General features: G+C 60.2%; 16 protein-coding genes. 9 read left to right on the forward strand and 7 right to left on the reverse strand.

From position 1 onward, the window contains the following. Positions 1 to 114 precede the first annotated feature (114 nt). The 6 genes from AC07VO_RS07360 to AC07VO_RS07385 are packed head-to-tail and all read left to right on the forward strand — an operon-like array spanning position 115 to position 6,190. Entirely contained in the window at positions 115 to 3,045 is a 2,931-nt protein-coding gene (locus tag AC07VO_RS07360; RefSeq protein ID WP_495007506.1) for a monovalent cation/H+ antiporter subunit A, read from the forward strand. Continuing rightward, entirely contained in the window at positions 3,045 to 3,389 is a 345-nt protein-coding gene (locus AC07VO_RS07365; protein WP_007935994.1) for a Na+/H+ antiporter subunit C, read from the forward strand. The genes AC07VO_RS07360 and AC07VO_RS07365 overlap by 1 nt, the downstream gene beginning before the upstream one ends. After that, positions 3,386 to 5,071 carry a monovalent cation/H+ antiporter subunit D gene (locus AC07VO_RS07370; RefSeq protein WP_018928013.1) on the forward strand — a complete coding sequence of 562 codons (1,686 nt, stop codon included), beginning with the start codon at positions 3,386 to 3,388 and terminating at the stop codon, positions 5,069 to 5,071. Before AC07VO_RS07365 ends, AC07VO_RS07370 begins: the two co-directional genes overlap by 4 nt. Continuing rightward, entirely contained in the window at positions 5,068 to 5,556 is a 489-nt protein-coding gene (locus AC07VO_RS07375; RefSeq protein ID WP_086945500.1) for a Na+/H+ antiporter subunit E, read from the forward strand. Before AC07VO_RS07370 ends, AC07VO_RS07375 begins: the two co-directional genes overlap by 4 nt. Then, the gene (locus tag AC07VO_RS07380) at positions 5,553 to 5,831 is read left to right on the forward strand and encodes a K+/H+ antiporter subunit F (RefSeq protein WP_008151692.1); all 279 of its coding nucleotides are present in this window, start codon (positions 5,553 to 5,555) and stop codon (positions 5,829 to 5,831) included. The genes AC07VO_RS07375 and AC07VO_RS07380 overlap by 4 nt, the downstream gene beginning before the upstream one ends. Next, the gene (locus tag AC07VO_RS07385) at positions 5,828 to 6,190 is read left to right on the forward strand and encodes a Na+/H+ antiporter subunit G (RefSeq protein WP_018928015.1); all 363 of its coding nucleotides are present in this window, start codon (positions 5,828 to 5,830) and stop codon (positions 6,188 to 6,190) included. Before AC07VO_RS07380 ends, AC07VO_RS07385 begins: the two co-directional genes overlap by 4 nt. Before the next feature lie 69 nt (positions 6,191 to 6,259). Here AC07VO_RS07385 and AC07VO_RS07390 read toward each other — a convergent pair whose 3' ends face one another. From AC07VO_RS07390 to AC07VO_RS07405, 4 genes are all read right to left on the reverse strand, one after another. Next, the gene (locus tag AC07VO_RS07390) at positions 6,260 to 6,697 is read right to left on the reverse strand and encodes a DUF3995 domain-containing protein (protein WP_086945499.1); all 438 of its coding nucleotides are present in this window, start codon (positions 6,695 to 6,697) and stop codon (positions 6,260 to 6,262) included. A gap of 163 nt (positions 6,698 to 6,860) precedes the next feature. Next, positions 6,861 to 7,877, reverse strand: a complete 1,017-nt coding sequence (locus AC07VO_RS07395) for an ABC transporter substrate-binding protein (protein WP_064617035.1) — start codon at positions 7,875 to 7,877, stop codon at positions 6,861 to 6,863. A 119-nt stretch (positions 7,878 to 7,996) separates the two neighbouring features. Next, positions 7,997 to 8,200 (reverse strand): hypothetical protein, encoded by a 204-nt coding sequence (locus tag AC07VO_RS07400; protein ID WP_007935975.1) that lies wholly within the window; start codon positions 8,198 to 8,200, stop codon positions 7,997 to 7,999. Further along, positions 8,200 to 8,670 (reverse strand): hypothetical protein, encoded by a 471-nt coding sequence (locus AC07VO_RS07405; protein WP_026286571.1) that lies wholly within the window; start codon positions 8,668 to 8,670, stop codon positions 8,200 to 8,202. Before AC07VO_RS07405 ends, AC07VO_RS07400 begins: the two co-directional genes overlap by 1 nt. Positions 8,671 to 9,080: 410 nt before the next feature. Here AC07VO_RS07405 and AC07VO_RS07410 point away from each other — a divergent pair, with 410 nt between their 5' ends. The 3 genes from AC07VO_RS07410 to AC07VO_RS07420 all read left to right on the forward strand — a co-directional run bounded on the left by AC07VO_RS07410 (position 9,081) and on the right by AC07VO_RS07420 (position 10,098). Continuing rightward, on the forward strand, positions 9,081 to 9,329 hold the full coding sequence (locus AC07VO_RS07410; RefSeq protein ID WP_081626538.1) for a hypothetical protein: 249 nt from the start codon (positions 9,081 to 9,083) through the stop codon (positions 9,327 to 9,329). A 159-nt stretch (positions 9,330 to 9,488) separates the two neighbouring features. After that, positions 9,489 to 9,719 carry a hypothetical protein gene (locus AC07VO_RS07415; RefSeq protein WP_018928020.1) on the forward strand — a complete coding sequence of 77 codons (231 nt, stop codon included), beginning with the start codon at positions 9,489 to 9,491 and terminating at the stop codon, positions 9,717 to 9,719. Positions 9,720 to 9,858: 139 nt separating this feature from the next. After that, positions 9,859 to 10,098 (forward strand): DUF2789 domain-containing protein, encoded by a 240-nt coding sequence (locus AC07VO_RS07420; RefSeq protein ID WP_018928021.1) that lies wholly within the window; start codon positions 9,859 to 9,861, stop codon positions 10,096 to 10,098. Between the two features lie 7 nt (positions 10,099 to 10,105). Here AC07VO_RS07420 and AC07VO_RS07425 read toward each other — a convergent pair whose 3' ends face one another. The 3 genes from AC07VO_RS07425 to AC07VO_RS07435 all read right to left on the reverse strand — a co-directional run bounded on the left by AC07VO_RS07425 (position 10,106) and on the right by AC07VO_RS07435 (position 12,691). Next, positions 10,106 to 10,309 carry a hypothetical protein gene (locus AC07VO_RS07425; protein WP_495007507.1) on the reverse strand — a complete coding sequence of 68 codons (204 nt, stop codon included), beginning with the start codon at positions 10,307 to 10,309 and terminating at the stop codon, positions 10,106 to 10,108. Between the two features lie 121 nt (positions 10,310 to 10,430). Beyond that, on the reverse strand, positions 10,431 to 12,035 hold the full coding sequence (locus tag AC07VO_RS07430) for a methyl-accepting chemotaxis protein (RefSeq protein WP_086945497.1): 1,605 nt from the start codon (positions 12,033 to 12,035) through the stop codon (positions 10,431 to 10,433). A 251-nt stretch (positions 12,036 to 12,286) separates the two neighbouring features. Continuing rightward, positions 12,287 to 12,691: a TraR/DksA family transcriptional regulator gene (locus tag AC07VO_RS07435; protein WP_007935965.1), complete on the reverse strand. Its 405-nt coding sequence runs from the start codon at positions 12,689 to 12,691 to the stop codon at positions 12,287 to 12,289. Positions 12,692 to 12,852: the final 161 nt, after the last annotated feature.

Here is a 12,852-nt window from a genome sequence, read left to right on the forward strand (position 1 = left end):
AATGATAAACAGGGTTTCTGCGTCTATCTTGTAGGATTCTGCGACAGCTTGGCGTTTGGTGATCGGGGAGCTGGCACGTATGATGCTTCACAAACTTCCGCAGATTAGAAGCCTATGTCCCTGATAGTTCTACTGCTTCTGCCTTTTATCGGCAGCTGTCTGGCAGCCTTGCTGCCGCACAACGCGCGTAATACCGAATCGCTGTTGGCTGGCCTGGTTGCCTTGATCGGCACCGTCCAGGTCGCCCTCTTGTACCCGCAAATCGCCCATGGCGGCGTGATCCGTGAAGAGTTCTTCTGGCTCCCCACCCTGGGCCTGAACTTCGTGCTGCGCATGGACGGTTTCGCCTGGTTGTTCTCGATGCTGGTACTGGGCATCGGCACGCTGGTTTCGTTGTACGCCCGTTATTACATGTCACCGGACGATCCGGTGCCGCGTTTCTTCGCGTTTTTTCTGGCGTTCATGGGCGCCATGCTGGGGCTGGTGATCTCCGGCAACCTGATCCAGATCGTGTTTTTCTGGGAGCTGACCAGCCTCTTCTCGTTCCTGTTGATTGGCTACTGGCACCACCGCGCCGATGCGCGACGGGGTGCTTATATGGCACTGATGGTCACCGGCGCGGGCGGTTTGTGTTTGCTGGCGGGGGTCATGCTGCTCGGCCATGTGGTCGGCAGCTATGACCTGGACAAGGTCCTGGCCGCCGGCGAGCTGATTCGCGCGCATGCCCTCTACCCTGTTCTGCTGCCCCTGATCCTGATTGGCGCCCTGAGCAAAAGTGCGCAATTTCCCTTCCACTTCTGGTTGCCCCACGCGATGGCGGCACCGACACCGGTCTCGGCGTATCTGCACTCGGCGACCATGGTCAAGGCCGGGGTGTTCCTGCTCGCGCGCCTGTGGCCGTCGCTGTCCGGCAGTGAAGAATGGTTCTACATCGTCAGCGGGGCCGGCGCCTGCACCCTGTTGCTCGGCGCTTACTGCGCGATGTTCCAGAACGACCTCAAGGGCCTGCTGGCCTACTCGACCATCAGCCACCTGGGCCTGATCACCCTGCTGCTGGGCCTGAACAGTCCGCTGGCCACCGTGGCCGCGGTGTTCCACATTCTCAACCACGCCACGTTCAAGGCCTCGCTGTTCATGGCCGCCGGGATCATCGACCACGAAAGCGGCACCCGGGACATTCGCAAACTCAGCGGCCTGGTCAAACTGATCCCGTTCACCGCCACCCTGGCCATGGTTGCCAGCGCCTCCATGGCCGGCGTGCCGCTGCTCAACGGCTTCCTGTCGAAAGAGATGTTCTTCGCCGAAACCGTGTTCATCAACGCCACGGCCTGGGTCGAGATGACCCTGCCGATCGTCGCGACCATCGCCGGGACGTTCAGCGTCGCCTACTCCCTGCGCTTCACCGTCGACGTGTTCTTCGGCCCGACCGCCACCGATCTGCCGCACACCCCGCACGAGCCGCCGCGCTGGATGCGCGCGCCGGTGGAGTTGCTGGTGCTCACCTGTCTGGTGGTGGGGATTTTCCCCGCTCAAGTGGTCGGCTCGCTGCTCGCCGCCGCCGCATTGCCGGTGGTGGGCGGCACGCTGCCCGAGTACAGCCTGGCGATCTGGCACGGCTGGAACGCACCGATGTTCATGAGCCTGATTGCCATGTCCGGCGGCATCGTGCTTTACCTGTTGCTGCGTAATCAACTCAAGCAAGGGCGCTTCACGCACCCGCCGGTGATCAGCCGTTTCAATGGCAAGCGGCTGTTCGAGCGCAGCCTGGTGGTCATGATGCGTCTGGCCCGACGGCTGGAGCGGCGGATCAGCACCCGGCGCCTGCAAACCCAACTGTTTCTGGTGGTGCTCGCCGCCGTACTGGCCGGGGTGATCCCGATGCTGCACAGCAGCCTGAGCTGGGGTGACCGGACGAAAATTCCGGGCTCGATCGTGTTCGTGATCCTCTGGCTGCTGGCGATTGCCTGTGCACTCGGCGCGGCGTGGCAAGCCAAGTATCACCGGCTCGCGGCCCTGACCATGGTCAGTGTCTGCGGCCTGATGACCTGCGTGACCTTCGTCTGGTTCTCGGCGCCGGACCTGGCCCTGACGCAACTGGTGGTCGAAGTGGTGACCATGGTGCTGATCCTGCTCGGCCTGCGCTGGTTGCCTCGACGGATCGAAGAGGTGTCACCGTTGCCGAGCAGCCTGCGCAAGGCGCGGGTACGGCGGGTTCGCGACTTGCTGCTATCGACAGCGGTCGGTGGCGGCATGGCGCTGTTGTCCTACGCGATGCTGACCCGCCAGACGCCCAACGACATTTCTTCGTTCTACCTCAGTCGCGCCCTGCCCGAAGGCGGCGGCAGCAACGTGGTCAACGTGATGCTGGTGGATTTCCGTGGCTTCGACACCCTCGGCGAAATCACCGTGCTGGTGGCCGTGGCCCTGGCGGTGTTCGCCCTGCTGCGACGCTTCCGCCCTCCGAAAGAAAGCCTGCAACTGCCGGCCCAACAGCGTCTGCTGGCGCCCGATGTGGTCACCGATCTGGTCAACCCGCGTCACGCCAGCGACACCGCGCTCGGTTTCATGATGGTGCCGGCGGTGCTGGTGCGCTTGCTGTTGCCGATCGCCCTGGTGATCTCCTTCTATCTGTTCCTGCGCGGGCACAACCAGCCGGGCGGCGGTTTCGTCGCTGGCCTGGTGATGTCGGTGGCGTTCATCCTGCAATACATGGTCGCCGGTACCCAGTGGGTCGAGGCGCAAATGAGCTTGCGGCCGCTGCGCTGGATGGGCACCGGGCTGTTGTTCGCCACCGTTACCGGGCTCGGGGCGATGGCGGTCGGGTATCCGTTCCTGACCACCCACACCTGGCATTTCGAGCTGCCGCTGCTGGGTGACATTCATATCGCCAGCGCGCTGTTCTTCGATATTGGCGTGTACGCCGTGGTGGTCGGTTCGACGCTGTTGATCCTCACCGCCCTCGCCCACCAATCGGTACGCGGTCATAAAACCAGCGCGCAAATCAGGCCCGCGGCCAAAGCCGTTGCCACCCAAGGAGCCATCTGATGGAAGAAGTCATCGCAATCGCCATCGGTGTGCTGGCCGCGTCCGGCGTATGGCTGATCCTGCGGCCACGGACGTTCCAGGTGGTCATGGGCCTGTGCCTGCTGTCCTATGGCGTCAACCTGTTCATCTTCAGCATGGGCAGCCTGTTCATCGGCAAGGAGCCGAACATCAAGGACGGCGTGCCTCAGGATTTGCTGCACTACACCGACCCGCTGCCGCAGGCGCTGGTGCTGACCGCAATCGTCATCAGTTTCGCCATGACCGCGCTGTTCCTGGTGGTGCTGCTCGCCTCCCGGGGCCTGACCGGCACTGACCATGTGGATGGCCGGGAGCCTAAAGAATGATGGCGATGACTCACCTGATCGTTGCACCGATTCTGCTGCCGCTGCTGACCGCCGCCGTGATGCTGATGCTGGGCGAGAAACACCGCCCGCTAAAGGCCAAGATCAATCTGTTCTCCAGCCTGTTGGGGCTGGGCATTGCCGTAATGCTGCTGCAATGGACGCAGACCACCGGTGTGCCCGGCTCCATCGGTGTGTACCTGCCGGGCAACTGGCAGGCGCCGTTCGGCATTGTGCTGGTGGTTGATCGCCTGTCGGCGTTGATGCTGGTGCTGACCGGGATCATCGGCGTCAGCGCCCTGCTGTTCGCCATGGCCCGCTGGGACGGCGCCGGTTCGAGTTTCCACGCACTGTTCCAGATTCAGTTGATGGGCCTGTACGGCGCCTTCCTCACGGCGGACCTGTTCAACCTGTTCGTGTTTTTCGAAGTGCTGCTCGCCGCCTCTTACGGGCTGATGTTGCACGGTTCGGGCCGGCCGCGGGTGTCGTCGGGGTTGCATTACATCTCGATCAACCTGCTGGCCTCGTCGCTGTTCCTGATTGGCGCGGCGCTGATTTACGGCGTCACCGGCACGCTGAACATGGCCGACCTGGCGCTGAAAATCCCGCTGGTGCCGGAAGCCGATCGCGGCCTGCTGCATGCCGGCGCGGCGATTCTGGCAGTGGCGTTCCTGGCCAAGGCTGGCATGTGGCCGCTGAACTTCTGGCTGGTGCCGGCGTACTCCGCAGCCAGCGCGCCGGTAGCGGCGATGTTCGCGATCATGACCAAGGTCGGCGTCTACACCCTGCTACGCCTGTGGACGCTGCTGTTCTCCGGTCAGGCCGGGGCCTCCGCGTACTTCGGCGGCGACTGGCTGATCTACGGCGGCATGGCGACCATCGTCTGCGCCGCCGTGGCGATCCTCGCCGCGCAACGCCTGGAGCGCATGGCCAGCCTGAGCATCCTGGTGTCGGCAGGCATTTTGTTGTCGGCCATCGGTTTCGCCCAGCCGAACCTGATCGGCGCGGCGCTGTTTTACCTGGTCAGCTCGACCCTGGCCTTGAGCGCGCTGTTCCTGCTGGCGGAGTTGATCGAGCGTTCGCGTTCGGCCAACGAAATGCCACTGGACGATGACGGCGAGCTGCTGCCACGGCCCCTGGAATCCTTGCAGCCGCCCAAAGGCTTCAACCTCGATGACGACCAGAAAGCCGTGGTCGGTCAGGTGATTCCCTGGACCATGGCCTTCCTCGGCCTGAGCTTCATCGCCTGCGCTTTATTGATTATCGGCATGCCGCCGCTCTCCGGTTTTATCGGCAAACTCAGCCTGCTCAGCGCCCTGCTCAACCCGCTGGGCCTGGGTCATGGCAGCGACGAGCCAGTATCGAACGGCGCGTGGGGGTTGCTGGCGTTGTTGATCCTGTCCGGATTGGCCTCGTTGATCGCTTTCTCGCGTGTGGGTATCCAGCGTTTCTGGACCCCGCAAGAGCGACCGTCGCCTTTGCTGCGCCGCCTGGAGTGCGTGCCGATCATGGTTCTGCTGGGGCTGAGCATTGCGCTGACGTTCAAGGCTGAACCGCTGTTGCGCTACACCCAGGCCGCCGCTCAAGCATTGAATAACCCTCAGCAATACGTGATGGCGGTGCTCGGCACCCGTGCGGTGCCGAGCCCTGAAGCCAGGGCAGCACTGGTGGAGGTGCAACCATGAAGCGTCTGTTTCCTGCGCCGTGGTTGTCACTGTCCTTGTGGCTGCTGTGGCTGCTGTTGAACCTGTCGATGAGCCCCGGCAATGTGCTGTTGGGCGCGGTATTGGGCCTCTGTGCCCCACTGATGATGCGCAAGTTGCGGCCGTTGCCGATCCGCATTCGTCGCCCCGGGGTGATTTTGCGTTTGTTCTTGCTGGTCGGGCGCGATGTGCTGGTGTCCAACCTCGCCGTGGCCTGGGGCGTGCTCAATGCCGGGCGGTGTGCGCCTCGCTCGCGGTTCATCAAGGTGCCGCTGGACTTGCGCGATGCCAACGGTCTGGCGGCGCTGTCGATCATCTGCACGGTGATTCCCGGCACGGTCTGGTCGGAACTGGCGCTGGATCGCAGCATTCTGTTGCTGCACGTTTTCGATCTGGATGACGAAGGCCCATTCATCCAGCACTTCAAGGCGACCTACGAGCGCCCCTTGATGGAGATCTTCGAATGAGCGCATTGCTGTCGAACGCGATCCTGCTGAGCCTGTTCATCTTTTCGCTGGCGATGATTCTGACCCTGATCCGCCTGTTCAAGGGCCCGTCGGCCCAGGACCGGGTTCTGGCCCTGGATTACCTGTACATCATCGCCATGCTGATGATGCTCGCGCTGGGCATTCGTTATGCCAGTGACACTTACTTCGAGGCGGCGCTGCTGATCGCCCTGTTCGGCTTCGTCGGCTCGTTTGCCCTGGCCAAATTCCTGTTGCGTGGCGAGGTGATCGAATGAACGCTGAACTGTCTTTGTGGGTGGAAATACCGGTGGCGATTCTGCTGGTGCTCAGCAGTCTGTTTGCACTGATCGGCGCGGTCGGGCTGCTGCGGATGAAGGATTACTTCCAGCGCATGCACCCACCGGCGCTGGCCTCGACTTTGGGCGCGTGGTGTGTGGCTCTGGCTTCGATCATTTACTTTTCGGCGCTCAAGTCGGGGCCGGTGTTGCATGCCTGGCTGATTCCGATCCTGTTATCGATCACGATGCCGGTGACCACGCTGCTGCTGGCCCGGGCGGCGCTGTTCCGCAAGCGCATGGCGGGGGATGATGTGCCGGCGGAAGTGAGTAGTCGGCGCACGGAACCCGGGAGTTAGTTCAGGGACTTGTGTTGATTGGCGGGATCTCTTCGCGGGCTTGCTCGCGAAAGCGATTGACCGCCCCCCTCAGATCCAGGCCACTGCCAGCAACCCGGCCCCCAACACCAAGCACAACGGCGAATACGCCCAAGTGTCGAGCCGGGCAAACTTCGAATCCTTGACCTGCTTGAAGAACCCCACCAGATTCGAATCGCCGATCGCCCGAGCGAACATCAGCAGCGCAATCGCGCTAATCACCCATTGCAACGACCAGTGATGCACCGTGGGCAGATACAGCCCGACCCGCAGGCACACCAGCATCGCAATCAGCAGCAAACCCACCGCCACCAGCAACGTGCCAAAGCCCGATGGCTTGAACGCCGGCCTTGATGCCTCACCGTCCTCCCCGGGTACGCTCGGTACCACCGCCTCGCAACCCCACTTGCCACCCGCCGCCCAATACAGGTGGATCAGGCTGATGACCAGAAAGATTGCAGCAATCCATTGCGCGACCAAAAGGCTCATATTCAGACGTCCCGTGTGAAATGTTGCAGCAGAATGAACTTCCTTGCGCGATTTTAAAAGCGCCCGGCACAAGCTGGCGAAGCCTGCAATCTTTTGACTTTGCTTCCAACGGCAAAATCAAAAGATCGCAGGCTTCTACGAGTTTTATGTACACCCGAGCAGTTTATTTCAGCTGGGCAGCGACTTTATCCGCCACATCCTTGGGCACCCAGGCCTGCCACACCTGCGGGTTCGCCTTCATGAACGCCTCGGCCGCTTGACGTGGCGGAGTGTGTTTTTCACTCATCTCCGCCAGGGCCTTGTTCAACGCTTCGATCGGTAAATCGACCTTGCTGAAGAACTCGGTGAGCTGCGGGTACTGTTTCTGGAACGGCGCGGACACACCGATGGACAGCTTCGAGGGCAGTGAGCGAGTCGGTTTCGGATTGGGGTTGTCAGCCTCGGTCAGGGTTTTCCAGGCTTCGGCGTCGAATGGCGGCTCTTGCAGTTGAATCAGCTTGAAACGGCCGAGCAATGGCGTCGGCGACCAGTAATAGAACAGGACTGGTTTGCCGCGACGAATCGACGAACTGATCTCCGCGTCCAGCGCCGCCCCCGAACCACTGCGAAAGTTCACGTAGCTGTCGTTCAGCCCATAGGCCTTGAGCTTCTGCTTGTTGACCACCTCCGACGTCCAGCCGATCGGGCTGTTCAGGAAGCGCCCCTTGCTCGGGGTTTCCGGGTCTTTGAACACATCCTTGTAGCGCGGCAGATCACTGACACTGCGCAGCCCCGGCGCCAGCGGCTTGATGCCCTTGGCCGGGTCGCCCTTGATCACGTATTCCGGCACCCACCAGCCCTCGGTGGCGCCCTTGACCGTATCGCCCAGGCTCGCGACTTTGCCCTCGGCCTCAGCCTTGACCCAGACCGGACTGCGGCCCGCCCACTCTTCGCCAATGACCTGAATGTCATTGTTGGCCAAGGCGGTTTCCAGGGTAATGGTCGTTCCGGGCAAGGTATCGGTCGGCAAGCCGTAGCCCTGCTCGACGATGATCCGCAGAATCTCGGTGATCAGGCTGCCACTTTCCCAATTCAGGTCGGCAAAGTGAATCGGTGCCTGGGCAGCGAATACCGGAACGGGTGAAACCAACAAGCCGAACGTGGCCAGGGTAGCGGCCAGTAACCGTCGTAATCCCTTCATGCTCTTGCACCTCGTGCTGTTCACAGCAATAGCAGGATGGCCTGACAAAGAAGACCACAAGCCTCTGAATACTCAGTCAACTGACTGTAGTAGAGGTTTCTGCTTTCGAGGGGCGAGGATTATTTTTCGGACGGTTCCTGCAAGCGCGCAAGCTCTCTTCTGACCATGCTGGCGTACGCCGCCGGGCGCAACATATAAATCTGTGACGCTACCCAACTCAGCCAGGCTCCCTGCAGAACGGCCTTTTCAGCCAACAGGCGCTGGGCCTCGGCGTGTGCACTGGCCTGGTTCTGTTCATGGAAATCGGCGCGGGTCTGGGTCATTACTCGCTGGCCTTGAAGGTCACCAGTTCGCCTTTGCGCCACTTGGCGGCCTTGGCAGTCACGGCTTTCAGTGTCTTGGTCAGGCCTTCCTGCAATTGTTGGTGGGCCGCAAACACCATCACCACGCTATGACCTTCCTTGAACACAATGCCGTGGCCGTCCGCGGTGGTCACGAACGCGTAATCCCCCAGTCCGTACACCGTCAATTTGATTTCGCGGAACTTGATATCCAGTTTTCCGCCTTCGCGGCTGGGCAATACGGAAGCGCTGAAATGATCGCCGACCTTGAGTTTCAGCCCGGGCTTGTCGTCTACCACCAGCGCGGCTTCGGTGTCGATCTCGGCAATGTAAATGCCTTCAGCGTTCTGTTCGGTGATGTAGACGAAACGTGACTGAAACTGTTTAACCAGCTTTGCGCGCAAATCACCCAGTACGAACAAAGCATGCATATCGAGATTACTTACTGCCAAGGAAACATCCCCACATCTGAAAATGATGCCGTACGCAGGAAACGCGCACAGCAGAAAAAAGCGGCAATGCCGAGGTTTAGCCAAATGACCCGGGTCGTAATCCTGGAACGAGCAGAGGGCTCATTCATCGCGAGGTTTGGGAAGATTACTGGAACATCCCCCGCGTCGTCTTGCCTGGCGGTCGTCAGAGGTTGAAGGAAAACGCCCTTCTGACGGCCAGAAAAACCGGATCACCAACTTTAGGGAAAAATCTCTTTAAAAAAAGCACTTTTCTGACATATCGCCAGTAAAAAATTGCTTTAGATGGGCAGCAATCGCCAACCAGTGAGAGCGATTCTAGAGCAGCCATGCTCACCGAGACTACCCAAAACAACGTACGCACGTCGGTAAAACCACGAAAAGGACTTCATATGTGCACACTGACTCACTTCGCCCAGCCTCACACACACCACACAAACGGCTCGTCACTTCTGCAATCGATAGTACTCCGCCAGCAGGATTTCCTCCCTGAGGCGCATCTGCTCCCGCGTTTTCAGGTGGTATTGGCCGGCAACGCCTTTTTCCACATCAGGGAAATATCCACCGGACGTGTCAGAGGTTTCCGCGCCGACCATAACGAAGCCTGCGCCCTTGCCCGCTCGCTCGAGTCTCGCAACTGACTCATCTTGCGGCATTCACATTTATAGACGTTTCGTCACGCCGGCGACTTAACTCAGCCGCCGGCAGGCAACTACTGCCATACTGCCCGCCCCATGAAACCCGTCTCCAGGGTGGACGGCGCTCAATACAACATAATATTTCAAAGGGAAGACTGCTACGTGACGGAATTTGATATCGGTGAATTTTTTATCCGGGGCGAAGCCAGAGAGGTCGACGGTGAATTCCAGGCAGTCATTATCATGCGCGCCAAACCACCGTTGACCACGGTGTCGTATCACCAGGTCGAAAAGGATCGCTGGTTCAAGACTGCGGAAGTCGCGACGATTGCCGCCCAGGAGTCCGCCAAAGCCCTGAAGCTTGCCGTCGATGAGGGTGCGTTGAAGGGCTGACCATCGGGTTTACAGTCTATGCTCATCCCTGCTTTGAACATCGTTATCGAACTCCCTGGCGCGCGGCCCCCTCAGATGCAATGAAGCCGCACCTCAGACCTCACGCCCGAGGCGATTGATTATCTGCAAGGAGATGAAGATGGATTCACCCACACATGACTTGAAAGGCTTGTTCGACCAGCTCGGCCTGGACTCCAGCGAAAAGGCCATCGACGATTTCATTGCCCTGCATTCACCGTTGCCCGATGACAAGAAACTCATCGATGCCGAGTTCTGGACTCCGCAACAAGCCGGCTTCCTCAAGGAACAACTGCGTGAAGACGCCGATTGGGCGCACGTGGTCGACGACCTGAACCTGCGCATGCACCAGATTCACTAGCTGAGGCTCAATGCAGGCTGTCGGGCATTTCGACGTTCAATTGTGCCAACCAGGCAGCCCTGCACTCCTCGGCTTCATTACGACTGGAGAACACCATCCCCCGGCGTTCACCGTTGAACAGCACCACCCAACAGACGCTCTGCCCCATCGCTCGCAAACTGGCGGGCACGCCGCTGCCAATCATGACCGCGACATCGACTTTGCTTTGCATGCTGACCTCTCGAATTTCATTAGCGACCTAACTATGCAGGCATGTTAATGAGTTCATCCTCGAGGAAACAGCAACGGCGTTGCATAGCTTCGTTGCATATGCGGTAACAATTGCCAGGCTATCAGCGAGGCTTTTCCGGTTTGTAGCCCAACCGCAATCCACCCCAGTGGCGCCCCTTGAGCATAATCGGCACCGAGAGGTCGTGCATCAGTTCACCGGTGTCGCGGGTGTAGGTCTGCAACAGTACGGCCTGCTGGTGGCTGCCACAGCGAATCCCGGTGCGGTCGGCGAACTTGCGCTTGGTGCGGTTTTGCAGGGTATCGACCTGCACGTCGCCGGTCAGTGGCTGGCTGAACACCGTGTTGTGGGTCGGGACATACCCCTGCTGCGTGCAGGCAATGGCGAATACCAGGCCTTCGTGACGCGGCAGCAACGGTTCCTGAATCGCCGGCAAGACCTGATCGGTGTAACGGTCGAAGCGGGTCTGGTATTTGGTCGGGCTGGTGTTGGGGATCGTCTGATAATTGCGATCAAACAGGTCGTCGAGGCTGATCCGGCCCTGGTCGATATCCGCCTCGAAACGCGCCGCAATCTGACTCGCCCCTTCGCGGGCCAGGTCGTAAATCCGCTGATGATAGTCATCCAGCCCGACTTCGGCGAGACGTTCACTGATGGTTTCGGCCTGCCCTTCCATTTGCACCGCCGCCTGGGCCAGGCGCTGGGTTTGCTGGTCACTGATCGCCAGGTCGCTGCGCATTTGTTCGATGGCGTGGAACAGGCTGTCGAGTTGTTCGCGATTAGTGTCCGCGCCCAGAGCGATTTCCCCGACCTGCCTTTCAACACCGGCCGCCAGGCGCGCGATGTTTTCCAGGTGCTGCCCCGTGTGCTCGACCTGCGCAACGCCAGTATTCAGGTCGCTGGCCAACTGACGAATCTGCTCCACCACTTGCGCCGTGCGTTGTTGAATGTCAGCGACCATCTCCCCGACTTCGCCGGTCGCCGTCGCCGTGCGCGCGGCCAGGCCACGAACCTCATCGGCCACCACCGCAAACCCGCGACCGTGTTCCCCGGCCCGCGCCGCTTCGATGGCTGCGTTCAACGCCAACAGATTGGTCTGGCTGGCGATGGACTGGATCACCAGCGTGACCCGCTGGATATCGTCACTGCGCAGGCTCAGGGCTTCGATCAACTCGCGGCTGTTGCTGGCACGCTGACTGAGTTGATGCATGCGCGCGATGGACTCGATCAGTTCCGTACGCCCTGCCGCACTGCTCTGATGGGCTTCGCTCGCCGCGCTCAAGGCTTCCCGGCTGAGTGTCGAGGTAGCCTGTTCGGTGGCGATCATCACTTCAGCGCTGCTGACAATCTGTGCTGCGGCGCCGAGTTGCGATTGCAGCTTGTCGGCCAGTTGCTTGACCGAAAAGGCCACGCCGGCGGCCGACAAGGCGTTATGACTGGTGGTGTAGGAAAGATCGCGAGTCAAACCGGCGATGGCGCTGGCGTTGTCAGCCGGGGTTGCCTGCGGCAGCGTGCGCGAGCGCAGGCGCGGCAGCCAGATAATCAGCACAGCCAATGGCAGGCCAAGGTAAAGCGACCAGCCAGCCAATGCCATGCCACACAGCAAGAGCATCAGGGCGATGCTTTGCAGAGTCGGCGTGAGCCACTGGTTTTTCGGCAAAAGTACGGCTGCGGGCACTGCCCCAGCCAGAGACCCGTCTCGCGTCATCGTTTGTCACCCCAGGCATCTTCTAATTGTTGTATCCGCATTAAACGCCACCACAAGGCCATTATCTATGGTCCGTTAGTAGTGGGGGGTTGCAGCAGATCAATAGAAGTGCACGGGTGTTTTCGCAGACGTCGAAAAGCAAAGATCGCAGCCTTCGGCAGCTCCTGCACGGGTTCACATAAACCTGTAGGAGCTGCCAAAGGCTGCGATCTTTTCAAGGCAGCCAGTTATTAGCTGGCTGCCTCACAGAATCAGGCCTGACGCTGGTGCTTGTCGATCTGCTCGTGACGTTCTTGAGCTTCGATGCAGTACTTGGTGGTCGGGCTGATCAGCAGGCGCTTGAGGCCAATTGGCTCGCCGCTGTCATCGCACCAGCCGAAGCTGTCTTCTTTGATGCGTTCCAGGGCCTGTTCCAACTGAGGCAGCATGCGCTGGTCGCGATCGATCGCGTTCACCAGCCAGGTGCGCTCTTCTTCGACAGAAGCTGCGTCAGCCGGATCGGCCGGGGTGTCCAGGCTCTCGATGGCGATGCGATTCTGTTCGATGCGCTCATGGGTTTCGACTTTCATGTTCTGCAACAGCTCAGAGAAAAAAGCATGTTGCTCGGCATTCATGTAGTCATCCGCCGGCATGGCCAGCAACTTGTCCTTTGTCATTGATATCTCTATAAAAAAACGTGCATTAAGGCGAATTAGGGAGCGTTCCGTTGAGCCTTGTGCGGTCATTGGAACGGCGCCGTTTATTCCAAGCGCCACCCGGCACTCAATTTACGAGGGGCGGCAGTCTAAGGCCGACTTGAGGCCTCAGCAACTGAAAA

This window comes from Pseudomonas sp. GW821-FHT03E01 (assembly GCF_059420765.1).

Coding starts and splice junctions, on each gene's coding strand:
- AC07VO_RS07360 (WP_495007506.1), top strand. CDS start 115: ATGTCCCTGATAGTTCTACTGCTTCTGCCTTTTATCGGCAGCTGTCTG.
- AC07VO_RS07365 (WP_007935994.1), top strand. CDS start 3,045: ATGGAAGAAGTCATCGCAATCGCCATCGGTGTGCTGGCCGCGTCCGGC.
- AC07VO_RS07370 (WP_018928013.1), top strand. CDS start 3,386: ATGATGGCGATGACTCACCTGATCGTTGCACCGATTCTGCTGCCGCTG.
- AC07VO_RS07375 (WP_086945500.1), top strand. CDS start 5,068: ATGAAGCGTCTGTTTCCTGCGCCGTGGTTGTCACTGTCCTTGTGGCTG.
- AC07VO_RS07380 (WP_008151692.1), top strand. CDS start 5,553: ATGAGCGCATTGCTGTCGAACGCGATCCTGCTGAGCCTGTTCATCTTT.
- AC07VO_RS07385 (WP_018928015.1), top strand. CDS start 5,828: ATGAACGCTGAACTGTCTTTGTGGGTGGAAATACCGGTGGCGATTCTG.
- AC07VO_RS07390 (WP_086945499.1), bottom strand. CDS start 6,697: ATGAGCCTTTTGGTCGCGCAATGGATTGCTGCAATCTTTCTGGTCATC.
- AC07VO_RS07395 (WP_064617035.1), bottom strand. CDS start 7,877: ATGAAGGGATTACGACGGTTACTGGCCGCTACCCTGGCCACGTTCGGC.
- AC07VO_RS07400 (WP_007935975.1), bottom strand. CDS start 8,200: ATGACCCAGACCCGCGCCGATTTCCATGAACAGAACCAGGCCAGTGCA.
- AC07VO_RS07410 (WP_081626538.1), top strand. CDS start 9,081: ATGTGCACACTGACTCACTTCGCCCAGCCTCACACACACCACACAAAC.
- AC07VO_RS07420 (WP_018928021.1), top strand. CDS start 9,859: ATGGATTCACCCACACATGACTTGAAAGGCTTGTTCGACCAGCTCGGC.
- AC07VO_RS07425 (WP_495007507.1), bottom strand. CDS start 10,309: ATGCAAAGCAAAGTCGATGTCGCGGTCATGATTGGCAGCGGCGTGCCC.
- AC07VO_RS07430 (WP_086945497.1), bottom strand. CDS start 12,035: ATGACGCGAGACGGGTCTCTGGCTGGGGCAGTGCCCGCAGCCGTACTT.
- AC07VO_RS07435 (WP_007935965.1), bottom strand. CDS start 12,691: ATGACAAAGGACAAGTTGCTGGCCATGCCGGCGGATGACTACATGAAT.